The sequence below is a fragment of the Clostridium mobile genome (assembly GCF_018918285.1).
In the GTDB taxonomy this organism is placed as follows: Bacteria; Bacillota; Clostridia; order Clostridiales; family Clostridiaceae; genus Clostridium_AW; species Clostridium_AW mobile.
The window spans coordinates 45,440-68,285 of the sequence record NZ_JAHLQF010000001.1; the positions used below are offsets into that span (position 1 = coordinate 45,440).

At 29.3% G+C, this 22,846-nt stretch carries 25 protein-coding genes; 23 read left to right on the forward strand and 2 right to left on the reverse strand.

The window, feature by feature from the left end; translation table 11 throughout:
* Positions 1-57: 57 nt before the first annotated feature.
* From recG to KQI86_RS00305, 4 genes are all read left to right on the forward strand, one after another.
* Positions 58-2,094 (forward strand): ATP-dependent DNA helicase RecG, encoded by a 2,037-nt coding sequence (gene recG, locus KQI86_RS00290; RefSeq protein ID WP_216437163.1) that lies wholly within the window; start codon positions 58-60, stop codon positions 2,092-2,094.
* A gap of 408 nt (positions 2,095-2,502) precedes the next feature.
* On the forward strand, positions 2,503-3,060 hold the full coding sequence (rsmD, locus tag KQI86_RS00295; protein WP_216437164.1) for a 16S rRNA (guanine(966)-N(2))-methyltransferase RsmD: 558 nt from the start codon (positions 2,503-2,505) through the stop codon (positions 3,058-3,060).
* 2 nt (positions 3,061-3,062) lie between these two features.
* Positions 3,063-3,545, forward strand: coding sequence for a pantetheine-phosphate adenylyltransferase (coaD, locus tag KQI86_RS00300; protein WP_216437165.1), 483 nt, complete (start codon positions 3,063-3,065; stop codon positions 3,543-3,545).
* 13 nt (positions 3,546-3,558) lie between these two features.
* On the forward strand, positions 3,559-4,086 hold the full coding sequence (locus KQI86_RS00305; RefSeq protein ID WP_216437166.1) for an ATPase: 528 nt from the start codon (positions 3,559-3,561) through the stop codon (positions 4,084-4,086).
* A 6-nt stretch (positions 4,087-4,092) separates the two neighbouring features.
* On the opposite strand, the gene ylbJ is transcribed toward KQI86_RS00305, so the two are convergent.
* Together ylbJ and KQI86_RS00315 are read right to left on the reverse strand one after the other, a co-directional pair.
* Positions 4,093-5,253, reverse strand: coding sequence for a sporulation integral membrane protein YlbJ (gene ylbJ, locus KQI86_RS00310; protein ID WP_343216125.1), 1,161 nt, complete (start codon positions 5,251-5,253; stop codon positions 4,093-4,095).
* Between the two features lie 68 nt (positions 5,254-5,321).
* Positions 5,322-6,539, reverse strand: coding sequence for a nucleotidyltransferase (locus KQI86_RS00315; RefSeq protein ID WP_216437167.1), 1,218 nt, complete (start codon positions 6,537-6,539; stop codon positions 5,322-5,324).
* A gap of 263 nt (positions 6,540-6,802) precedes the next feature.
* Here KQI86_RS00315 and pta point away from each other — a divergent pair, with 263 nt between their 5' ends.
* The 19 genes from pta to lepB all read left to right on the forward strand — a co-directional run bounded on the left by pta (position 6,803) and on the right by lepB (position 22,828).
* The gene (gene pta / locus KQI86_RS00320) at positions 6,803-7,795 is read left to right on the forward strand and encodes a phosphate acetyltransferase (RefSeq protein WP_216437168.1); all 993 of its coding nucleotides are present in this window, start codon (positions 6,803-6,805) and stop codon (positions 7,793-7,795) included.
* Positions 7,796-7,835: 40 nt separating this feature from the next.
* Positions 7,836-9,032 (forward strand): acetate kinase, encoded by a 1,197-nt coding sequence (locus tag KQI86_RS00325; RefSeq protein ID WP_216437169.1) that lies wholly within the window; start codon positions 7,836-7,838, stop codon positions 9,030-9,032.
* Between the two features lie 67 nt (positions 9,033-9,099).
* Entirely contained in the window at positions 9,100-9,597 is a 498-nt protein-coding gene (locus KQI86_RS00330; protein ID WP_216437170.1) for a YceD family protein, read from the forward strand.
* Between the two features lie 13 nt (positions 9,598-9,610).
* On the forward strand, positions 9,611-9,793 hold the full coding sequence (gene rpmF / locus KQI86_RS00335; RefSeq protein WP_216437171.1) for a 50S ribosomal protein L32: 183 nt from the start codon (positions 9,611-9,613) through the stop codon (positions 9,791-9,793).
* 119 nt (positions 9,794-9,912) lie between these two features.
* The gene (gene plsX, locus KQI86_RS00340; protein ID WP_216437172.1) at positions 9,913-10,941 is read left to right on the forward strand and encodes a phosphate acyltransferase PlsX; all 1,029 of its coding nucleotides are present in this window, start codon (positions 9,913-9,915) and stop codon (positions 10,939-10,941) included.
* A 41-nt stretch (positions 10,942-10,982) separates the two neighbouring features.
* Positions 10,983-11,216, forward strand: coding sequence for an acyl carrier protein (acpP, locus tag KQI86_RS00345; protein WP_216437173.1), 234 nt, complete (start codon positions 10,983-10,985; stop codon positions 11,214-11,216).
* Between the two features lie 122 nt (positions 11,217-11,338).
* The gene (rnc, locus tag KQI86_RS00350; protein ID WP_216437174.1) at positions 11,339-12,040 is read left to right on the forward strand and encodes a ribonuclease III; all 702 of its coding nucleotides are present in this window, start codon (positions 11,339-11,341) and stop codon (positions 12,038-12,040) included.
* Positions 12,033-13,121, forward strand: a complete 1,089-nt coding sequence (locus tag KQI86_RS00355; RefSeq protein ID WP_216437175.1) for an elongator complex protein 3 — start codon at positions 12,033-12,035, stop codon at positions 13,119-13,121. The genes rnc and KQI86_RS00355 overlap by 8 nt, the downstream gene beginning before the upstream one ends.
* A gap of 81 nt (positions 13,122-13,202) precedes the next feature.
* Positions 13,203-13,463 carry a stage V sporulation protein S gene (locus KQI86_RS00360; protein WP_216437176.1) on the forward strand — a complete coding sequence of 87 codons (261 nt, stop codon included), beginning with the start codon at positions 13,203-13,205 and terminating at the stop codon, positions 13,461-13,463.
* A gap of 236 nt (positions 13,464-13,699) precedes the next feature.
* Complete coding sequence (gene smc, locus KQI86_RS00365) at positions 13,700-17,269, forward strand: chromosome segregation protein SMC (RefSeq protein WP_216437177.1); 3,570 nt, start codon at positions 13,700-13,702, stop codon at positions 17,267-17,269.
* Positions 17,269-18,180 carry a signal recognition particle-docking protein FtsY gene (gene ftsY, locus KQI86_RS00370; RefSeq protein ID WP_216437178.1) on the forward strand — a complete coding sequence of 304 codons (912 nt, stop codon included), beginning with the start codon at positions 17,269-17,271 and terminating at the stop codon, positions 18,178-18,180. Before smc ends, ftsY begins: the two co-directional genes overlap by 1 nt.
* 113 nt (positions 18,181-18,293) lie before the next feature.
* A complete protein-coding gene (locus tag KQI86_RS00375; RefSeq protein WP_216437179.1) occupies positions 18,294-18,638 on the forward strand; it encodes a putative DNA-binding protein in 345 nt (114 codons plus the stop codon).
* Between the two features lie 10 nt (positions 18,639-18,648).
* Positions 18,649-20,004: a signal recognition particle protein gene (ffh, locus tag KQI86_RS00380; RefSeq protein WP_216437180.1), complete on the forward strand. Its 1,356-nt coding sequence runs from the start codon at positions 18,649-18,651 to the stop codon at positions 20,002-20,004.
* A 33-nt stretch (positions 20,005-20,037) separates the two neighbouring features.
* On the forward strand, positions 20,038-20,295 hold the full coding sequence (gene rpsP, locus KQI86_RS00385) for a 30S ribosomal protein S16 (protein ID WP_216437181.1): 258 nt from the start codon (positions 20,038-20,040) through the stop codon (positions 20,293-20,295).
* Positions 20,296-20,311: 16 nt separating this feature from the next.
* Positions 20,312-20,539 (forward strand): KH domain-containing protein, encoded by a 228-nt coding sequence (locus KQI86_RS00390; RefSeq protein WP_216437182.1) that lies wholly within the window; start codon positions 20,312-20,314, stop codon positions 20,537-20,539.
* Positions 20,540-20,592: 53 nt separating this feature from the next.
* Complete coding sequence (rimM, locus tag KQI86_RS00395; protein ID WP_216437183.1) at positions 20,593-21,087, forward strand: ribosome maturation factor RimM; 495 nt, start codon at positions 20,593-20,595, stop codon at positions 21,085-21,087.
* Positions 21,078-21,806 (forward strand): tRNA (guanosine(37)-N1)-methyltransferase TrmD, encoded by a 729-nt coding sequence (gene trmD / locus KQI86_RS00400; RefSeq protein WP_216438252.1) that lies wholly within the window; start codon positions 21,078-21,080, stop codon positions 21,804-21,806. The genes rimM and trmD overlap by 10 nt, the downstream gene beginning before the upstream one ends.
* Positions 21,807-21,916: 110 nt before the next feature.
* Positions 21,917-22,264, forward strand: coding sequence for a 50S ribosomal protein L19 (gene rplS, locus KQI86_RS00405; protein ID WP_216437184.1), 348 nt, complete (start codon positions 21,917-21,919; stop codon positions 22,262-22,264).
* Positions 22,265-22,315: 51 nt separating this feature from the next.
* Positions 22,316-22,828, forward strand: a complete 513-nt coding sequence (lepB, locus tag KQI86_RS00410) for a signal peptidase I (protein WP_216437185.1) — start codon at positions 22,316-22,318, stop codon at positions 22,826-22,828.
* The last annotated feature ends 18 nt before the right edge of the window (positions 22,829-22,846 follow it).

The window sequence follows — 22,846 nt, forward strand, 5'->3', positions numbered from 1 at the left end:
TAAAAAAAGCCGTAGGGCTTTTTTTATTTAAGAGGAGAGTGTAACTGGAGTGATATTATGGATGTATATAGTAATGTTAGTTGCATAAAAGGTGTGGGACCTAAAACAAAGAAAGTTTTAGAGGATTGTAGTATTTATACTATAATGGATTTACTTCTATACTTTCCAAGGGACTATAAAGAATATAATAGCTGCAATAATTTTAATGAAGGAAAAGATAAAGAAGAGGTTATAGTTGCATGTAAAGCTATAGATATAAAAAAAGACATAAGGATACCTGGCGGAAAAACAATTACTACTATTATATTCACAGATGGGAATAATAATATAAAATGTAAATGGTTTAATCAGCCTTACATAAAGAACAGCTTTATGTTGAACAATGAATATGTTTTAAAGGGAAAGATAAATATATACAAAAATGAAAAAATGTTAACTAATCCTAAAGTTTTAAAAGAGCAACTTTGGGGAAATGAAAAAAACATAGAGCCTGTTTACCCTTTAAGAAATGGGATAACCAATTCTACATTCATAAAATTAATTAATGAGATATTAAAGAAAGTCGAAATAGAAGAAAACTTACCTGAATGGATAATAGATAAGCATAAATTTATATCTTTAAATGAAGCAATCAGAAATATACATTATCCTAAAGATAAATCAGCGTTGTTTGAAAGTAAAAAACGATTGAAATATCAAGAGCTTTTTACTTATTCTTTGAAAATAGCCATGTTAAAAAATATGAGAAATACTTCTAAAGGTATATCTTTTAACATATCAGATAGTTTAAAGAACCTAAAAGAAAAATTACCTTTTCAATTAACAGAGGCGCAAAACAGAGCTGTAAGAGAGATTTTAATTGATCAGAAGAAACCTGTAGTTATGAACAGATTAGTGCAAGGTGATGTAGGAAGTGGTAAAACAGTAGTTGGAATTATTTCTGCATTTAATATAATAATGAATGGCTATCAAGTGGCTTTTATGGCACCTACAGAAATATTAGCTAATCAACATTTTGAGGAAGCAAATAAGATTTTAGAAGGTTTTAACATTAATATAAAGCTATTATGTGGCAGTATAAGTGCAAAAGAAAAGGAAGCCATAAAGAGGGACTTAAAAGAGGGAAAAATACACATGATAATAGGTACTCATGCTCTTTTAGAAGATGATGTTGAGTTTGATAATCTAGGATTTATAATTACTGATGAACAGCATAGATTTGGTGTAATGCAGAGAAGTAAACTTATTAATAAAGGTGAAAACCCTGATACTTTAGTTATGACAGCTACACCAATACCTAGAACACTGGCTTTATATTTATATGGCGACTTAGAAGTCTCAATTATAGACCAACTACCGCCAGGAAGACAAAAAATTGATACATATTTTATAAAATCTAGCGAAAAAAATAGAGCTTATTCTTTTGCTATAAAAGAGATTAAAGAGGGGAGACAAGTTTATATTGTATGCCCTTTAGTAGAAGAAAATGAAAATTTAGAGTTAACTTCTGTAGAATATCTGCATGAGGAGTTAAATAATAAATATTTTAAAGATATACCCACAGCTATATTACATGGGAAAATGCCTTCCAAGGAAAAAAATAATATAATGAATAAATTTAAAAATGGTGAAATAAAGATTTTAATAGCTACAACGGTAATAGAAGTTGGAGTTAATATACCAAATGCTACTTTAATGATAGTGGAAAATGCAGAAAGATTTGGGTTAGCCCAGCTTCATCAATTAAGAGGTAGAGTAGGTAGAGGAAGTAAAAAATCCTATTGTATATTAATCGGAGAAGTTAAAAATCATATAACTAAAAAAAGAATGGAAACTATGGTAAAGAGCAATGATGGCTTTTTTATTGCGGATCAGGATTTTAAATTAAGAGGAAGTGGCGAAATCTTTGGTTTTAAGCAGCATGGCACAGAAGAGTTTTTATTATGTAACATAGTAGAGGATATTGAAGCTTTTAAACTAGCCCATGAAGATGCAAAATTAATATGGAAAAGTGAAAATTTATTAGATAAAAATATCATTAAATATATAATGAAAAGATTGGAAACTAATACAAGATATATATGTTTTAATTAATATTGCTTTTACTCTTAATAATTACATGTTTATTGTTTTATGATTCTGGTTAATATAATAGTACACCAAGGGTTTAGCACAAATAAAAATCGGAGGTGTTCGCCATGGGAGACGGAGCGAAAGCGAAATGGGAAATTAAAGAGGATATACCAGTAGTATAGGTTAGCTTCTCACTATGTTTAGTGAGAAGGATTTAAACTAATTAAGGTGTAGACAGAGTAATTTACCAGTGAATAGTTCTGTATTTAACCACATGGTAAATAGTTTTAAATAACTAGGATGAAAGGGAGGATGTATTCCTCCCTTTTGTCTTGTATAAAATATCTTTGTATTAACTATTTAAATATGCTAAAATATTATAAACAATAAATTAAAGACTTCAGGATTTTACACAAGGAGGAAAATATTATGAGAATAATTTCAGGTCTTGCTAAAGGAAGAAAACTACTATCACCAGAAGGAATGGGAACAAGGCCAACATTAGATAGAGTAAAAGAAAATATATTTAATATAATTCAGAATGATGTATATGATACTGTAGCTGTAGATTTATTTTCAGGAACAGGAAGTTTAGGATTAGAAGCAGTAAGTAGAGGGGCTAAAAAGTGCTATTTAATTGATAAAGGTGATGTAACTTTTAAGTACTTAAAAGAAAATGTTAAAAATTTAAATTTCGAAGATAAATGTGAATGTTTAAATATGAGTGCTTACGACGCATTAAAATTATTTTATGAAAAAGGAATTATATTTGATCTAATATTTATAGATCCTCCTTATTTAAAAAATATGATACCACCTGCAATTGAGGATATTGACAAAAATAATCTATTAAATAAAGATGGTTTAATAGTTACAAAAATAGATTCAAGTGAAGAAATATTTCTAGGAACAGATAATGTAAAGCTAACTGGCCATAGAAAATACGGTAATACAACAATTTGTTTTTATAGACACAAGGAGGACTAAAAATGAATATTGCAATTTACCCAGGTAGCTTTGACCCTATAACTAATGGACATTTAAATATAATAGAAAGAGCTGCCACAATATTTGATGAAGTTACAGTTGGCGTTTTAGTTAATCCAGATAAAAAAGGACTATTCTCCATAGAAGAAAGAGTTAAACTAATTGAGAGAGCTATTAAACATATACCTAATGTTAAAGTTAAAAGCTTTAGTGGTTTGTTAGTAGATTATATGAACGAAAATGATATAAAAGTGATAATTAAAGGTCTGAGAGCAATATCAGATTTTGAATACGAATTTCAAATGAGTTTGATGAATAAAAAATTAAGTCCAGATATAGAAACATTGTTTATGATGACTTGTACTCAATACTCATATTTGAGTTCATCATCAGTAAAGCAAGTTGCTGCTTTTGGAGGATGTATTAAAGATTTAGTGCCTGATGAAATAATTGAAGACATTATGCTAAAATTTCGCGGTAAGTAGGAGGTTATTATAAATGGATGTAATTAAATTATTAGATTATCTTGCAGATATTGTTGAAACTTCCTCTAAGGTTCCTATGACGGGGAAAGTTATGATAGATAAAAAAGAGGTTTTGGATGTTATAGATAAAATAACAACTCACTTACCTGGGGAGTTTAAAAAAGCTAAGTGGGTGTATGAGGAGAAGGAAAGAATTTTAAGTGAGGCTGTTAGAGAAGCTGAAACTTTAAAAAAAGAAAATATGGAATTATTAAAAAGGCAAATAGAAAATCATGATATTACTAGAGATGCTAAAATGAGAGCTGAAGAGATAGTATCTTCAGCCCAAAGAGACGCAAAGGTAATGAGACTAGGAGCAAGAGATTATGCTCATGAAGTTTTATGCCAGTTAGAGAGAGAACTTACTGAAAACAGCGATAAAATGTTAAACAATCTCCAAGTAGAGATGGGAAACTATTATAAAGCCATAACTTCTGACATTAATACTACTACTGAAATAATTAGAGAAAATATTAAAGAATTAAAAAATATGAACAAGTAATAAGCATTAAAGTTGCTTTCTAAATCTATAAATAATATTAGGTAATATTAATATAAATACTATTCCCAAAAATATAATTGAATTTATACTCTTTGAAGAAGCGGTGTTAAATGTTTCAAGATTTTTTGGAACAAGCATTAATTTATATAATATATAAGAACATATTGAGCCAAAAATTCCTTGAATTATCTTGTATTTACTATAGGTCCATAATGAAAAGCCATGCTTGCTCATAAATGAGCTACATTGCCAAATGATACAAAGTCCACTAAAACCTAATAGAAAACCGATAAAGAGTATTTTTACTCCACTATCTAAGTTAGTGGAAGCTATAATATTACATCCATTTGTCATTTCAACCATTCCGAAAGTTAGACCCTCTAATATTGAAGGGTAAATTTTAAATAGTGAGCTTAAATTTTTTAAAATAGTATTGATTACAATACTATTTTTTATTATGTTTGATATTATGGTAAAGATGATTATGAAACCACCAACAGAAAGAGAGGTATTTATTGAGTTCTCTACGGAATTTTTAAGTATATCACCAAAGTTTTTTACATCCTTATTATTGGTGAGGGCGTAATTTTCCTTCTTTATGTAATTAGGAGATTTTCTTTTAATAACAAGAGAGATAAAAAAACAGGAGAGATAATTACCTAATAATAATATATATCCTAATTTTTTATCATTTAACATAGCTACACCCACTGAACCAACTATAAATAATGGGCTAGCATTAGAAGCAATATTAAGCAATCTACTGCATGTTCTATAGTCGATTATTTTTCGTTCATATAGATCACAAGAATATTTTGCACCTAGAGGATACCCACATAATAAACTTACTAATAACGCAAAACTACTTTCTTTTGGCAGTCCTAAAGGATAGCATAATATTTTACCAAAAATTTTTGAATACAAATGAATCCCATTAAAGCTCATAATAATATTGGTTATTATTAAAAATGGAAATAGAGAAGGAAAAACTTTATAAAAAAACAGTTGGCTTCCTAACAAGGAGCCTTTTATACATATATTAGGATTAATTATAAAATTTATAATTATAAATGAGCATAATAAAATAATTAATATAGATTTATCTTTAAGTAAAAAGTATAGCAAGATAAAAGTTAGTATTAAGATGAGGTATATTAATAATATCAAAATAAAACTCCTTTAATACATGATTTATATTATATATATTTAAAGGAGCTTTATTTATTACACTAATATTAATCTAAGATTATAGGCATGTTTTTAAAGTCACTTAATGGATTACATGACTTATTAATAAGACTATAACATTTAGTCGCCTTTATATCTAAATAAAGAGTAGGGTTTATTTCTTTAGGTATTTTAGTATATAGGGGTATAGATGATTTCTTTTTCATTATTTTTAGAAGCTCACTACCCTTTTTGTTAAAACCAAGTATTCGAGCGTAAGGGCAAGGTTCTTGCCTAAGAAAATAAGTATCGATGGTATCAAAACCTATAAAGTACTGGCATAATATTCTACTTATTCTACTATAGGTATATCTCTTTGTTTTAATATTAAATATAGTATCCTCTAATGAATTATTTTCATTTAACGCTCGATAAATTCTATTATGTAGCCCTTCAGATACATCTGGTAAATTTTCTAATCCATTTTCTCCACTAAAATATTTATGTTTAATAAAATGTAACATATCTTCCTCAAAAGGAAAAGGATAGATTAAGTCCTTAAACTCCATTAAAAGGTTTAAAACATTTTTAGGCATATGATCTTCAAGTTTTTTTAAATCCTGAGAATTCTTAATATGGCTCCTTATGGAAGAAGCACTAGAAAATTCATATTGTAAATCCATAGAATTATAAGTTCCACCTTCTCTTTTAATAGTATAAGGGGTAATATTACTATTTATTTTCAATAAACTTTTACAATATTCTACTGCCAAAATATTATTAGAAGTATCCAATAAATTGTTAAATTGAAAACAATGTTTTTCTTCTTTGTTAAAATATGAGTGTAAAGCATTAGCTCTAGCTACAGGAAACGTGAATCCTTTATCTAAATTTTCTTTCAAATACTCTTTGAAAATTGTGGGCTCTTCCAATAAAACTTTTGCTATATTAGAAATCGGTTCTATATTTCCGGCCTCACTTCCAAAGCATATATTATTAATAATGCCAAGTGAATCTAGTAGAGTTACCCCTCCAAAAGAAAAAAATTCTGCTGAAGAAAGGCTGTATAACACAGGTAACTCAATTACCAAATCTACACCATTTAGCAATGCCATTTTCGCTCTAGTCCACTTGTCTACAAGTGCAGGAGTACCTCGTTGAACAAAGTTACCACTCATAACAGCTACTATGGCATCTGAAGAAGTCACTTTTTTAGATTTTTCTATATGATATAAATGTCCATTATGTAATGGGTTATATTCAACTATAATTCCGGTTATATTCAAATTTATTCCTCCATTCATAATATTTAAACTAATTTCTGCTAAGAATATTATAAATGATTTGTATTACTCATTTAAAGGATTGATATATTATTAACATTTTTATGGATATAAACTATACTTTTGAAAGAATATTGTGCAAATAATACGTACATAAAAAGCATTTATGTATAAAAAAATTTAATAATATACTTGAAAAGAGTACATAAAAAGTCTTATATTATATATGTGTGTAGTAATATTATAACCGAGAGGAGAATTTTTTAATGAAGTTAATGAATGAAATTTGGCAGAAGGCCAAAGCTAACAGAAAAAGAATAGTGCTTCCAGAAGGTGAGGAAGAAAGAAATATTAAAGCTTGTGAAATGATTACAAAAAATGGTCTTGCTGATGTAGTGTTAGTAGGAAATGAAGCTAACATAAAGAAAATGGCAAGTGATTTAGGAGTTAGTGTTGAAGGAGCTGAGATAATTGATCCTGCTACTTCTGAAAAAACAGGAGAATATGCAAAAGTTCTTTATGAACTTAGAAAAAATAAAGGTGTTACTTTAGAAAAAGCAGAAAAAATAATTCAAGATCCATTATATTTTGGAACTATGATGGTTAAACTAGAAGATGCTGATGGAATGGTTTCTGGTGCAATACATACAACAGGAGATTTACTAAGACCAGGGCTTCAAATAGTTAAAACAGCTCCAGGAACATCTGTTGTTTCAAGTACATTTATAATGTATGTTCCAGGATCTAATTATGGAAAAGAAGGTTTGCTTCTATTTGCAGACTGTGCTGTTAACCCAAACCCAAATGCAGAGGAATTAGCTTCAATTGCAATATCAACTGCAGAAACTGCTAAAAAGTTATGTGGAATGGATCCAAAAGTTGCAATGCTTTCATTCTCTACAATGGGTAGTGCAAAACACGAATTAGTTGACAAAGTAAAAACTGCAACAAATTTAGCAAAAGAACAAAGACCTGATTTAGATATTGATGGAGAGCTACAGTTAGATGCATCAATTGTACAGTCAGTAGCTAGCTTAAAAGCACCAAATAGCCCAGTTGCTGGAAAGGCTAACGTACTTGTTTTCCCTGACCTACAAGCTGGAAATATTGGATATAAATTAGTACAAAGATTTGCAAATGCAGAAGCTATAGGACCAATAACACAAGGTTTTGCTAAACCTATAAATGACTTATCAAGAGGTTGTAGTGCAGAAGATATCGTAAACGTTGTAGCTGTTACAGCTGTTCAGGCTCAATAATTGAAATAAATATTTTTGAAATCTGGAAGGAGAATAACAATTGAAAATATTAGTAATAAATTGCGGAAGTTCATCATTAAAATATCAATTAATAGATATGGTAAGTGAAAATGCACTTGCTAAAGGATTAGTAGAGAGAATAGGTATAGAAGGTTCAATACTTACTCAAAAGGCAAATGATGAAAAATACATAATAGAACAACCAATGAAGGATCATAAAGATGCTATAAAATTAGTTTTAGGCGCTTTAATTGATGAAAAACATGGAGTTATAAAAGATATGTCTGAAATTTCAGCAGTAGGACATAGAGTTGTTCATGGCGGAGAAAAATATGCAAGCTCTGTTTTAATTGATGATGAAGTTATGAAATCATTAGAAGATTGTGTAAAGCTAGCTCCATTACATAATCCACCAAATATAATAGGAATAAATGCATGCAAAGCTTTAATGCCAAACACTCCTATGGTTGCAGTATTTGATACAGCTTTCCATCAGACTATTCCAGAACATGCTTATATATACCCTATACCATATGAATTATATAAAAAACATGGAGTAAGAAGATATGGTTTCCACGGTACATCTCATAGATTTGTATCAATGATGGCAGCAGAACTTATGGAAAAAGATATAAAAGATTTAAAAACAATAACTTGTCACTTAGGAAATGGTGCAAGTATTTGTGCTGTTGACGGTGGAAAATCTGTAGCTACTAGTATGGGATTCACTCCTCTTGAAGGTATAGCTATGGGAACAAGATCCGGTAATATCGACCCAGCAATTATACCTTTCTTAATGAAAGAATTAAATATGTCCATTGATGAAGTTAATGATATGCTTAACAAAAAATCAGGTGTTTATGGAGTTTCAGGAGTAAGTAGTGACTTTAGAGATATAGAAGAAGCTGCTGAAAAAGGAGAACATAGATCTCAGTTAGCATTAGATATATTCCATAGCGGCGTTAAGAGCTTTATTGGATCATATGCAGCTGTAATGGGCGGAGTTGACTGCATTGTATTCACTGCAGGATTAGGAGAAAACTCAGCTACTAGTAGAGAAGAAATATGTAAGGGTCTAGAATTCTTAGGATTCAGTATAGACGAAAAGAAGAATAATGAAGGAAGAGGATTCTCTAAAATAATTAGCACTGAAGATTCGAAAGTAAAAGTTTATGTAATACCAACAGATGAAGAATTAATGATTGCTAGAGATACTAAAGAAATTGTGGAAAAATAAATAAATCTTGACTTTTAATCATCATCTTTATATAATAAATTGTGGCTATAGCATTGAGGTGAGTAATATGATAGTTGATTTATCCGATTTATTAAAAAGAAAAGTTATTAAAAAGGATATAGATATTACCATGGAGGAAAAGGGATTCTATGATGGTAGCGAATACATAGCATTTCTAAAGCCTGTTAAACTTAAAGGTGAATTTAATTTAATAGGAGATACAATAAACCTTAATGGTACTGTCACAACCACACTTGAACTTATATGTTCAAGATGCTTAGTTAAATTTGCTAAGAAAGTGGAAATTCCTATTGAGGAAAAATTATCTAAAGAGGAAAATAAAGATGATGATTACATCTTTATTGAAGGTGATGTTATTGACATTACTGAAATAATAGAGAATAATATTATTGTATCATTACCAATCAAAATGCTTTGTAATGAGAAATGTAAGGGTTTATGCCCAGATTGTGGAGTAAACCTTAATGATTCTGCATGTAATTGCGGTGAAAATAATATTGATCCACGATTAGCAAAGCTAAAAGATTTCTTTTCATCTAATTAAGGAGGTGTTTACTGTGGGAAATCCAGCGAGAAAAACTTCAAAATCTAAAAGAGATTCAAGAAGAGCTCAAACTTTTAAGTTAAGTGCACCAGGAATAGTAGAATGTCCTCAGTGTCACGAAATGAAGCTTGCACATAGAATATGTAAAAGCTGTGGATATTATAAAGGTAAAGAAGTTGTTTCAACTGAAAAATAAAGAAAGTCTTTAGACTTTCTTTTATTTTTTTAAACTACTTTGTATTGTAATTAGTAAAATTTTGATATATACTTTTGACCTAGAGAAGCATGATTTCTTTTGAGAGGATGTGAACCTTTATGATAATTGCAGTGGATGGCATGGGAGGAGACTTTGCACCAAGTGAAGTTGTTTTGGGTTGTGTGGAAGCTATAAAAGAATTTAATGACATAAAAATAATAATTACAGGAAATGAAGAATTAATTCTTAAAGAATTACATAAATATAAATACGACACAAATAAAATATCAGTTATAGATGCTAAAGAAGTTATAGATCCAAATGAACCTCCTGTTATGGCCATTAGAAGAAAAAAAGATTCGAGCTTAGTTAAAGCATTGAATTTAGTTAAACAAAAGGAAGCACATGGCATTATTTCAGCAGGAAGTACAGGAGCTTTTATGGCTGGAGCACTTTTTATAGTAGGAAGAATAAAAGGGATAGACAGACCTGCCTTAGCACCTGTTATGCCTGGTAAAAATGCTCCTTTTATGGTCATAGATGTGGGAGCTAACGCAGAGTGTAAGCCTAAGAATTTACTTCAATTTGCACTGATGGGTAAAATATATTTTGAAAAAATTTTAAAAGTTGAAAATCCGTCAGTTGGTTTAATAAACATAGGAACAGAAGAAGAAAAGGGAAATGAACTAACAAAAGCTACTTATTCATTACTTAAGGAATCAGGATTGAACTTTGTGGGCAATATAGAACCTAGAGAGATTCCTAAAGGGGATGTAAATGTTTTAGTTTGCGATGGATTTACTGGTAACACTGTTCTAAAAATGTTCGAAGGAACTGCAGCTACCTTATTTGATGTTTTAAAAGATGAAATAACAGGTTCAACTTTAGGTAAAGTTGGAGGATTATTATTAAAGCCTGCTTTTAAGAATATAAAGAAAAAATTCAATTATAAAGAGTATGGAGGAGCAGCATTTTTAGGAGTAGATGGTATATGTGTTAAAGCTCACGGCTCTTCTGATAGTTTGGCTTTTAAAAACGCAATAAAGCAATGCATAATTTTTCATAATAATAACATCCTAAATAATATTAAAGAAGAGATTATAAAGTCAAATCATATCCAAAATATTGACGCTATGGATATTATATAATATTATCTAAATATACGATTTTTCGGGGAGGTGAAATAATAATGATATTTAAAAAAGTTAAAAATATAATTTCTGAACAATTAGGAATAAGCTCAGAGGAAATTACAATGGACTCTTCATTTATAGATGATTTAGGAGCAGATTCACTAGATGTTGTTGAATTAATAATGGCACTAGAAACTGAATTTGATTTAGAAATACCAGATGAAGAGGCTGAAAAAATTTCCACAGTTGGTGATGTGGTAGATTACATAAAAGCTAATGTTGAAGAATAATTAAAAAATCCCCGTATTAAACGGGGATTTAAATTTATATTTGTTTATTATTGAATTAGTCATAAATTATTAATAATATGTCAAATTGAATAATAAACTCTGAAAAAGGAGTTAATAAAAATATGGACAAAAGACGACAAGTTAAAGAGATAGAATATAAATTAGGAGTTATTTTCAAAGACGAAAACTTACTCTTTACTGCTATAACCCATAGTTCCTATGCAAATCAAAAGAAGAATATTGAATTTAATGAGCGATTAGAATTTCTTGGAGACTCTGTATTACAGTTAGTAATCACAGAATACCTATACCTTAATTATTTAGATAAATCTGAAGGAGAGTTATCGAGAAAAAGAGCTTTGATAGTTTGTGAAAACTCACTGTTTGATATTGCTCAGAAGTGGCAATTAGGTAAATACATAAACATGAGTAAAGGCGAAGAGCTCACAGGTGGGCGAGAAAGGGTATCAATTTTAGCTGATTGTGTTGAGGCCATAATAGCTGCTATTTATCTCGATAGGGGAATAGATTTTGCAAAACCTTTTATACTATCTAATTTTAGAGCAATAATTGATAGAGCAATGAGTGATGAAATAGTATTAGATTATAAAACTAAGCTTCAAGAAAAATTACAGGAAAATGGTGAAATTAATATAAATTATAATTTAGTAAAATATGAGGGTCCTCCACATAGACGAAAGTTTTATACAGAAGTAATGATTGAAGATAAAATATTAGGAGCTGGCACTGGATACAGTAAAAAAGAATCTGAACAAAATGCAGCCAAAGAAGCAGTCAAAAATATGGAGGGAAAAAATGAATAAAAAACATTATATAATACCTATTTTCGTGCCTCACGAAGGTTGTCCACATAATTGCGTATTTTGCAACCAAAATGCTATAACAGGCAATGTAATTGAGGTAGACGAAAAATATGTTGAAGATATTATAAATACATATCTAGATACTATAGACACCAATAATTCAATTATCGAAGTTTCTTTCTTCGGAGGTACTTTTACAGCTATAGATATTAATAAGCAAAGAAAACTGTTAAGTGTAGCTAAAAAATATAAAGATATGGGCCGCATACAGTACATAAGGTTATCAACTAGACCGGATTATATAGATAGTACCATATTAGATAATTTAAAAAAATATAGTGTAGATATTATCGAATTAGGTGTTCAGTCCATGGATGATGAGGTATTAAAACATTCAGGGCGAGGACACACAGAAGATGATGTAATAAGAGCATCACAACTTATAAAAGAATATGGATTTACACTAGGTCATCAAATTATGCTAGGACTTCCAAGGGATAGTTTTAAAAAAGATATAGAAACTACAAAAAAAATAATAAATTTAAAACCAGAGTTATGTAGAATTTATCCTTCACTTGTAGTTAAGAATACCCCCATGGAGATTATGTATAGAGATAAAACTTATATACCATACACTTTAGAAGAAGGAGTAGAAATATCTAAAATTATATACGGAATGTTATTAGCTAATGGAATTAATGTTATAAGAGTTGGATTGCAGCCTACAGAGGAAATAAATGTTGGGAAAGAGATAGTAGAAGGACCATTTCACCCTGCTTTTAGAGAGTTAGTAGAAAGCAGTATACTCAACGATATGATATATGAATTTTTACTAGATAAAAAAGTTTTTTCAATAAAGATAGCCATAAATAATAAAAGCTTATCTAAGTTATATAGTAATAAAAAACAATATTATAAGGATATATTAAATAAATTAGAACTCCCTACAATGCAAGTAATTACAGATGAAAGTTTAGACAAAGACACATTAAAGATATGGTTAAATGGAGAAGAACATAGTATGTCGATTACTACATATATTTGGCAAAAATATAAAGAAGGAAATTTTAGAAATTTATAGAATTAAATACTATAGAATATATAAATTATATAAAATAACATTGTGTTTAATTTTTAATGTATTTATGGGGAGGAGTTATCTATGGAAATATTAAAGGTATCAGCTCAATCAGAACCAAAATCAGTAGCAGGTGCATTGGCTGCAGCCATTAAAGAAAAGAGTTCTGCTGAAATTCAAGCTGTAGGCGCAGGTGCTGTAAACCAAGCAGTAAAAGCAATTGCAATAACAAGAGGATTTGTAGCGCCAAATGGAATCGATTTAGTAGTTGTACCGGCATTTTCAGAAGTAAGTATTGAGGGGGAAGAAAGAACGGCTATTAAATTTATAGTAGAACCAAGATAATTTATATATGTATATAAAATAAAAACCGTGCTACAGCATGGTTTTTATTTTTGGATTGATATTTTTATGAGTATATTATAAACTTATATAATGTTAATTGAAATATATTTGAGGTGAGTTAAATGAAAAAACATAAAAGAGAAAAAATACAAAAAATAATGGTTTATATAGTTTTAGCTGCATTTATTTTAAGTTTAGTTCCTACTATGTTGATAAGATAGGGAGAGAGTGACAGTATGCAATTAAAATCAATTGAAATTAGAGGTTTTAAATCCTTTATTAATAAAACGGAATTAAACTTTAAAGAAGGTATAACTGCTATAGTAGGACCTAATGGCAGTGGGAAAAGCAATATATCTGATGCTATAAGATGGGTTTTAGGAGAACAAAGCGTTAAAACTCTAAGGGGAGGAAAGATGGAAGATGTAATCTTCGCTGGAACACAATTTAGAAAACCTTTAGGTTTAGCGCAAGTCTCCCTAACTTTAGATAATTCTAGTGGTGAATTGCCTTTAGATTATAATGATGTAACGGTATCTAGAAGAATATATCGCTCTGGTGATAGCGAATATTATATAAATAATACTCAATGTAGATTAAAAGATATACAAGAACTCTTTATGGATACAGGTATAGGAAAAGAAGGATACTCAATTATAGGACAAGGTAAGATAGATGCTATATTAAGCGGCAAGCCAGAAGAAAGACGATCTTTATTAGAGGAAGCAGCTGGTATAGTAAAATTTAAAAAAAGGAAAGAAGAAGGAGAAAAAAAGCTAGAAAATACAGAAGTAAATTTAACTAGAATAAAGGATATACTATCTACCTATGAAGAAAGATTAGAACCGTTAGAGATAGAAAGTGAAAAAGCCAAAACTTTTTTGAATCTAAGCAATGAATTAAAGTGCAAAGAAATAAATATAATAATGCACAGCTTAGATGCTGTCACTAAGGAGATTGATAGTGTATTATCTAATACAAATAAATTTAAAGAAGAACTTAATTTATTAGAATCAAAAGAACTTAATTATAAAAATGATATAAATAACTGGAATAAAAAATTAGAGGAATTGGATAGTTCAATTTCTAAAGAAAAAAACCAATACTATTTAAAAAAAGAAGAAGAAAATTCTTTGCTAAATGAAATAAATATTATACAAGAGAGAATAAACAATACAAAAATACTTATTGAAAGTTCAACAAAAGAAATAGATACAGTGGAAAAAAAGATACAGATCATTAAAGAAAGTAAAGATGAAGAAGAAACTAAAGCAAGTAATCTTCAACAGGATCAAAAAAAATTAAATGGGAGTATTGTAGAATATGAAACTCAGATAATTAACCTAAACTCATCTATTGAGGAAGGACTTGCAAATATAAAAAAATATAAAAGTGAGCAAATTGAAATATTAAGTTCTATTTCTAATGTTAATAATCAAATTTCAATAATTGAAAATAATATTGAGATTTTAAATAATAAAAAAGATAATCTAAAATCTTCTTATGAGAGTAGTATAAATTCATTAAAGATAAACAACAATACCGCAAAAATTATTGATGAAGAATTAGTAAAGAGTAGTGAGAAAATATCAGAATATGAAACTTTAATTAAAAAACATAAAAAAGAAATGGATAATTTTAAAGGTCTATTATCTGAGAATGAAAACAAGCTAAGAGTTTATAACAATAAGTATAATGGGTTGGAAGCAAATTATACTTTACTAACTAATCTTCAAAATTCCTATGAAGGATATAATAAATCTGTTAAAAGCATTATGGGACATATTAGTAAAGGAATAATTAAGGAAGCCTATGGAAATACTTTTGTTTTAGGTGAGATAATTGAAGTTGAAAAGAAATACGAAACGGCTATAGAGATAGCACTAGGAGCATCTATTTCTCATATAATAACTCCGGATGAAAAAATAAGTAGAATATTAATAGAGCATTTAAAGAAAAACAACTTAGGTAGAGCAACTTTTTTGCCATTAAATATTATTAAAGGTAGAAGTGTTAATCTAAAAAACAATGTGACTAATATAGAAGGATACTTAGGTATAGGAAGTCAGTTATTAAAATATAATAGTAAATTTAAAAACGCTATAGAATTTGCTTTAGGAAGAACTATCATATGTAATGACATGGATAGCGCTCTTAATATAGCGAAGGTTACTGATTATAGCTATAAAATTGTAACTTTATCTGGAGAAGTAATAAATGTAGGTGGATCTTTAACTGGTGGAAGCGTTTCAAAATCCAAAAACACCAGTGTTATAGGGAGAAAAAGAGAAATAGAAGAGATGAAGGAAAATATAGATAGTTTATCTATATCCATAAAAGAAACCCAGGATTTAATTGCAACTTATAGGGGAAATTTAAAAAAGCTTGATGAAGAATGTATGAACCTAAAAGATTTGATATATGGCGAGAATATTGAAGAAGCAAAATTAAAAGAGAAATTATCAAATATACAAAATGAAAATATAAAATTAAAAAACAGACTTGATGTATGGAATACAGAGGTTGAAAAAATAAAAGAAGATATAGAAAAAAATAAAAAATCTATAAATGAAAAAACACTTTACTTAACACAGCTAAAATCAAAAGAGGAAGAAAATTCAAATAGTATAGTGAACATGGAAGGTTCATTAAAAACTTTTGAAGAAAAAATAAACAATTTCAAAGATAAGCTAACAGAAGAAAAAATAAGAAAGGCTCAAATAGATGAAATAATAGCTGGTAAATTAAAAGAGCTAGTAAGATTAGATAAAGAGATAGATGAACTAAACTATAAGCATTTGCAATTAAAAGAGAACATAACTAAGGGAACTGATAATATTAATGAATACATAATAAAAATAGATAACAATAAATTAATGTGCAATACTATCGATAAGCTGTTAAAAGATTTAGAAGAAACTTATAAAGATAAAGAAATAGAAATAATAAAAACAAAAGACAATCTAAACGAAATACATAGTAGACTTGAAGAAAATTATATCTTAAAAAACAAAAAAGAAAATGAATATAATAGATTGCAGGTAAATTTAGCTAAATTAGAGAGTGAAAATAACAATCTAGTATTAAAGCTAAATGAAGAAATAGGTTTAACTTTAGATGAAGCATTAGATTTTAAACAAGATATTGAGGATATTTCTAGTTATAAGAAAAATATAAATGAACTAAAAAATAAAATCTCTTCTTTAGGAATGGTAAATGTAGGTGCTATAGAAGAATATAAGGAAATAAAAGAGAAATTTACTTTTTTAAATAGTCAAAAAGAAGATTTGACCAAAGCAAAAGAAGAATTGCTGATCCTAATTGAAGAATTGACAAACAATATGGAAAAAGTTTTCAATGATAATTTTAATATTTTAAGAAAATTGTTTGATGAAACTTTTAAAGAATTATTTAAAGGAGGCAGTGCGGATTTAATTCTATCCTCAGAGGATGTGCTAAATGGAAATATAGAGATAAATGTTCAACCACCAGGTAAAAAACTTCAGAATATAAACTTAATGTCTGGTGGTGAAAAAGTTTTATCTGCTATTGCCTTATTATTTGCAATACTTAAAATGAAACCTACACCTTTTTGTATATTAGATGAAATTGAGGCTGCACTAGATGATGCTAATGTTAAAAGATATGCAGACTTTTTAAGAGTGTTTTCTAGCAATGTTCAATTCATCGTCATTACCCATAGAAAAGGAACCATGGAAGCTAGCGATGTATTATATGGAGTTACTATGGAGGAAAAAGGTATTTCAAAAGTTATTTCAATAGATTTAAAGGAGAGTGCTGTATAATGTTCGGAGGATTTTTTAGTAAACTAAAAGAAGGATTGTCAAAGACTAAAGATAATTTTACAGATAAAATAAGCGAAATGTTAAATTTATATGTAACAATCGATGAAGAACTATTTGAGGAATTAGAAGAAATATTAATTACTTCAGACATAGGCGTAGAGACATCTTTAGAGATAATTGATAGATTAAAAGAAAAAATAAAGGAAAATAAAATAAAAGAAGTAAGCGAAGTAAAACCATGTTTAAAAGAAGTACTCATGGAAATGTTAGGCACTGAAAAGGGTACTGTAATACCTGAAAAAACTCCTGAAATACTACTTATTGTTGGAGTTAATGGTGTTGGAAAAACTACATCAATTGGAAAAATATCTAACAAACTTAAAAATGAAGGATATAAAGTTTTAATGGTTGCAGGGGATACCTTTAGAGCTGCAGCTATTGATCAACTTGAGGTATGGAGTAGAAGAGCTGGTGTAGATATAGTTAAACATCAAGAGGGATCTGACCCAGCAGCTGTAGTATATGATGGAATTCAGGCTGCTAAAGCTCGCGGAACTGATGTTTTAGTTTGTGACACAGCTGGAAGATTGCACAACAAAAAGAACTTAATGGACGAATTAGGTAAGATTAATAGAATAATTGAAAGAGAATACTCTAATGCAAATAAACATACTTATTTAGTTTTAGATGCAACTACGGGACAAAATGCTGTGCAACAGGCAAAGCAGTTCATGGAAGTATGCAAGATAGATGGAATAATATTGACTAAATTAGATGGAACAGCTAAAGGTGGAATAGTAATTTCAATTAAACACGCCTTAGATATTCCAGTAAAACTTATCGGAGTAGGGGAAGGACTAGAAGATTTACAGGAATTCAACCCAGTAGATTTTGTAGAAGCATTATTCTAAAAAAAATTAAGACTGTTAAGTAAAACTACTTGACAGTCTTTTTTTTATTTGTTATTATATAATTCGTCAGTATATGAAAAAGGAGTGAGCATGCAGATATAACTGCAGTTCCTATGGATGAACGAATTGAAATTTCAATATTATTGGATTTTTATGGTTCTATGCTCACAGATAAGCAAAGAGATATTATGAATCTTTATTATAATGAAGACTTTTCTCTCGCTGAAATATCAGAGCATACTAATACCAGTAGGCAAGCTATATACGACTTGATAAAAAGATGTAATAAAATATTAGTACAATACGAAAACAAGCTAAAATTAATGGAAAAATTCAATAAAATTAAGTTGAGTAAAGAAATTATTTTAGACAGATTAAAAGAAATAGATAAATCTTGTAGTGACATAAATGTATCAAAGAACATAAATGAAATTGTTAATGAAATAAATAATTTATAGGAGGATGGCCATGGCATTTGAAGGTTTAGCCTCTAAGCTTCAGGAAACTTTAAAAAAATTAAAAGGAAAAGGTAAGCTTTCTGAAAAAGATATTAAAGATGCTATGAGAGAAGTTCGATTAGCTCTCTTAGAAGCAGATGTTAACTACAAAATAGTTAAGGATTTTGTTAAAAGTGTAAGTGAGAAATGTCTTGGAAATGAAGTTATGGAAAGTCTGACCCCAGGGCAGCAAGTCATAAAAATAGTAAATGATGAGTTAGTAGCTCTTATGGGAAATACAGAAAGTGGACTTAATTTTTCCCAAAGCGGATTAACTGTGATTATGTTAGTAGGACTTCAAGGTGCTGGAAAGACTACCATGGCAGGCAAACTTGCTTTAGAATTGAAGAAAAAAAATAAGAAGCCTTTACTTGTAGCTTGCGATATTTACAGACCAGCGGCTATAAAACAATTACAGGTAGTTGGTAAACAAATAGATATCCCTGTATTTACGCTAGGTGATAAAGTTAATCCTGTAGATATTTCAAAAGCAGCTATGAAGCATGCCAAAGATAATAGTAATAATGTAGTTATTATAGATACAGCTGGTAGACTTCACATCGATGAACAACTTATGGATGAATTAAAGGGTATAAAGGAAAATATTAACCCTAATGAAATACTATTAGTTGTAGATTCAATGACAGGTCAAGATGCTGTAAATGTATCAGAAAGTTTTAATTCTCAACTGGATATAACAGGTGTTATTTTAACAAAGCTTGATGGTGATACTAGAGGAGGAGCTGCTTTATCCATAAAAGCAATGACTGGTAAGCCAATTAAGTTTGTAGGTGTGGGTGAAAAAATGAATGATTTCGAAGTGTTTCACCCTAATAGAATGGCATCAAGAATATTGGGTATGGGAGACGTGCTTACTTTAATAGAAAAAGCACAACAAGCCATAGATGAAAAAGAAGCTGAAAAACTTGGTGCTCGTATGATGAATCAAGAATTTAATCTTGAGGATTTTTTAGCAGCAATGCAGCAGATGAAAAAATTAGGACCTTTAAATAAACTTATGGAAATGGTTCCAGGTGTAAATGCAAAAGAACTTAAAGGTGTTGACTTTAGTCAAGGAGAGAAGGAATTAAAAAGAATAGAATCTATAATAAATTCTATGACATCAAAGGAAAGAAAAACTCCTTCTTTAATAAGTAGCTCTCCTTCAAGAAAAAAGAGAATAGCTAATGGTTCTGGAACTAGTATCCAACAAGTGAATAAGTTATTAAAGGACTTTGATGGTATGAAGAAAGTTATGAAGCAAATGAAAGGTATGGAAAAAAGCTTCATGAAGAAAAAAGGATTGTTTGGTAAATTACCATTCTAATATATTTTACACACTTTAAAGGAGGTGAAATACATGGCAGTTAAGATAAGATTAAAGAGAATGGGTGCTAAAAAAGCTCCTTTCTACAGAGTAATCGTAGCAGATTCAAGATCTCCTAGAGATGGAAGATTCATTGATGAAATTGGATACTATAACCCAACAACTGAGCCAGCTACAATCAAAATTGATGAAGAAAAAGCTGTTAAATGGGTACAAAATGGTGCTCAGCCTACAGATATAGTAAAGAAGCTTTTTACTAGAACTGGAATTAATGAAAAGCTTGCTAAGTAATACGGGGGTGTAATTCGTGAAAGAATTAGTGGAGATTATTGCTAAATCATTAGTTGATAACCCAGCAATGGTTCAAGTAAATGAAATTACTGGTGAACAGTCAATTATACTGGAACTAAAAGTTGCACCTGAAGATATGGGAAAAGTAATTGGTAAACAGGGAAGAATAGCTAAGGCTATAAGAACTGTTGTAAAAGCAGCAGCTATCAAAGAAAACAAAAGGGTAGTTGTAGAGATAATATAAAGAAAGAGTTAGGACTTACCTAACTCTTTTTTTAAAAAAGGGGAATAATAAGGATGAAGGAATTCTTAAGCATAGGACAAATAATTAATACTCATGGTTTAAAAGGTGAGTTGAAAGTATATCCTTTAACTGATGATATAAATAGATTTAAATTATTGCAAAATGTGTATATAAATAATGAAGAAATTTCAATAGAATGGTGTAAACTTCAAGTAGATAAGGTAATTCTTAAAATTAAAGGTGTAGATTCTATAGAAGAAGCAATGAAATTAAAAAATCAATATCTAGATGTAAAAAGAGAAGATGCAGTAGAACTTTCTGAAGGAAGCTACTTTATTGCTGACCTAATAGGATGTACTGTTTATGATGATCATAATAATAATCTAGGAGAAGTATATGATGTAATACAGACAAAAAATAATGATGTGTATTGGGTAAAGGGTAAAAAAGAATTATTAATCCCTGCTCTAAAAACTATTGTGGTTAATATAAATATTGAAGAAAAAATAATAATAATAAAACCAGTGGAAGAATGGCTATCAGAGTAGATATTTTAACGCTTTTTCCAGAGATGTTTTCAATATTTAACCACAGTATTTTAGGAAGAGCTATTGAAAAGGGAATAATAAATATTGATTTGCATAATATTAGAGATTATACACTAGATAAGCACAGGAAAGTAGATGACTATCCTTATGGCGGTGGAGCAGGTATGGTGATGTCTGCTCAACCAATTATAGATACTATAAATCATGTAAGAAGTCTAAATAAAGGTAAGGTTATTTTTTTAGGACCTAGAGGAAAGAAATTCAATCATGAATTAGCCTCTGAACTATCAAAGGAAGATGAATTAGTTTTCCTATGTGGTCATTATGAAGGTATAGATGAGAGAGCTTATAAATACATCGACATGGAGATATCATTAGGTGATTTTATACTTACCGGTGGAGAAATGGCTTGCATACCTGTAATTGATAGTATATGTAGACTTATACCGGGAGTACTAGGGAAAAATGAAAGCTTTATGGATGAATCCTTTTATGATGGATTGCTAGAGTATCCTCATTACACTAGACCAGAAAACTTTAGAGGGGAAAAAGTACCTAATGTTCTTCTTTCAGGCCATCATGATAACATAAAAAAATGGAGAAGAACTCAATCATTAATAATTACAAAAGAAAAAAGGCCAGATCTTTTTAAAAAATTAGCTTTAAGTGATGAAGATAAAAAACTTTTGCTAAATATTGAAAAAAATTTAGATATATAATGTTGAAAAACTTATTTATATATGATAGAATTATCTTCGTGCTAGTACGGGCGGTCCTCTGCTGTTTATACATCATGAACGTCAATTATATTTGAGGAGGGAATGCACAAATGTTAGAAGTAATAAAAGCAATTGAAGCAGAACAAATTAGAACTGACTTAGTAAAATTCAATGTAGGAGATACTGTAAAAGTACACGTAAGAATTAAAGAAGGAACAAGAGAAAGAGTTCAGATTTTCGAAGGTGTAGTTTTAAAGAGACAAAATGGTGGATTAAGAGAAACATTTACTGTAAGAAGAGTTGCTTCAGGAGTAGGTGTTGAAAGAACATTTCCAGTAAATGCTCCAACAGTTGAAAAAATAGAAGTTGTAAGAAGAGGTAAAGTAAGAAGAGCTAAGCTATTATATTTAAGAGATAGAGTAGGTAAGGCTGCAAAAGTAAAAGAAATATTAAAATAAAAACGGGGCTAGTATAGTCCCTTTTTTGTATATTTAGGTGGTGACTGTTAAATGGTAAAAGAATTAGTGGAATTAGGGAAATCTATACTTATGGCAATTATTGCAGCTTTTTTGATAATTACCTTTGTATTTGAAACTGTAAGTGTAGATGGATTATCTATGTATCCAACTCTTGATAACAAAGATAGGCTTATAGTAGAGAAGGTTACCTATTATTTTAGAAAGCCTAAGCCAGGTGATATTGTAGTAATAAAATATCCAGCTAATCCTAAAGAAAAATTTATTAAAAGAGTAATAGCTACAGGTGGAGATAAAATAAGAATTGAAAGTAATAAGGTTTACGTAAATGATAAGCCTTTAGAAGAAGATTATATTAATGAAGAAATAATGCAGGATTTTTATGAGGTTGCAGTACCTGAAAACACTATTTTTGTTATGGGTGACAATAGAAATAATAGTTTAGATAGTAGAAATCAAAAGGTTGGTTTCGTGAAATATAATATGGTAGTTGGTAAAGCTGCTCTAAGATTATATCCATTTAATAAATTTGGATTACTTAAATAAGCATCCAATTAAGAAAGG

Excerpts from the sequence above, each read along its gene's own strand:
- rsmD (WP_216437164.1), top strand. The coding sequence starts at position 2,503 with ATGAGAATAATTTCAGGTCTTGCTAAAGGAAGAAAACTACTATCACCA.
- KQI86_RS00355 (WP_216437175.1), top strand. The coding sequence starts at position 12,033 with ATGAATAAAAAACATTATATAATACCTATTTTCGTGCCTCACGAAGGT.
- KQI86_RS00360 (WP_216437176.1), top strand. The coding sequence starts at position 13,203 with ATGGAAATATTAAAGGTATCAGCTCAATCAGAACCAAAATCAGTAGCA.
- ffh (WP_216437180.1), top strand. The coding sequence starts at position 18,649 with ATGGCATTTGAAGGTTTAGCCTCTAAGCTTCAGGAAACTTTAAAAAAA.
- coaD (WP_216437165.1), top strand. The coding sequence starts at position 3,063 with ATGAATATTGCAATTTACCCAGGTAGCTTTGACCCTATAACTAATGGA.
- KQI86_RS00305 (WP_216437166.1), top strand. The coding sequence starts at position 3,559 with ATGGATGTAATTAAATTATTAGATTATCTTGCAGATATTGTTGAAACT.
- rimM (WP_216437183.1), top strand. The coding sequence starts at position 20,593 with ATGAAGGAATTCTTAAGCATAGGACAAATAATTAATACTCATGGTTTA.
- smc (WP_216437177.1), top strand. The coding sequence starts at position 13,700 with ATGCAATTAAAATCAATTGAAATTAGAGGTTTTAAATCCTTTATTAAT.
- KQI86_RS00375 (WP_216437179.1), top strand. The coding sequence starts at position 18,294 with ATGGATGAACGAATTGAAATTTCAATATTATTGGATTTTTATGGTTCT.
- lepB (WP_216437185.1), top strand. The coding sequence starts at position 22,316 with ATGGTAAAAGAATTAGTGGAATTAGGGAAATCTATACTTATGGCAATT.
- pta (WP_216437168.1), top strand. The coding sequence starts at position 6,803 with ATGAAGTTAATGAATGAAATTTGGCAGAAGGCCAAAGCTAACAGAAAA.
- plsX (WP_216437172.1), top strand. The coding sequence starts at position 9,913 with ATGATAATTGCAGTGGATGGCATGGGAGGAGACTTTGCACCAAGTGAA.
- acpP (WP_216437173.1), top strand. The coding sequence starts at position 10,983 with ATGATATTTAAAAAAGTTAAAAATATAATTTCTGAACAATTAGGAATA.
- rpsP (WP_216437181.1), top strand. The coding sequence starts at position 20,038 with ATGGCAGTTAAGATAAGATTAAAGAGAATGGGTGCTAAAAAAGCTCCT.
- rnc (WP_216437174.1), top strand. The coding sequence starts at position 11,339 with ATGGACAAAAGACGACAAGTTAAAGAGATAGAATATAAATTAGGAGTT.
- KQI86_RS00330 (WP_216437170.1), top strand. The coding sequence starts at position 9,100 with ATGATAGTTGATTTATCCGATTTATTAAAAAGAAAAGTTATTAAAAAG.
- rplS (WP_216437184.1), top strand. The coding sequence starts at position 21,917 with ATGTTAGAAGTAATAAAAGCAATTGAAGCAGAACAAATTAGAACTGAC.
- ftsY (WP_216437178.1), top strand. The coding sequence starts at position 17,269 with ATGTTCGGAGGATTTTTTAGTAAACTAAAAGAAGGATTGTCAAAGACT.
- recG (WP_216437163.1), top strand. The coding sequence starts at position 58 with ATGGATGTATATAGTAATGTTAGTTGCATAAAAGGTGTGGGACCTAAA.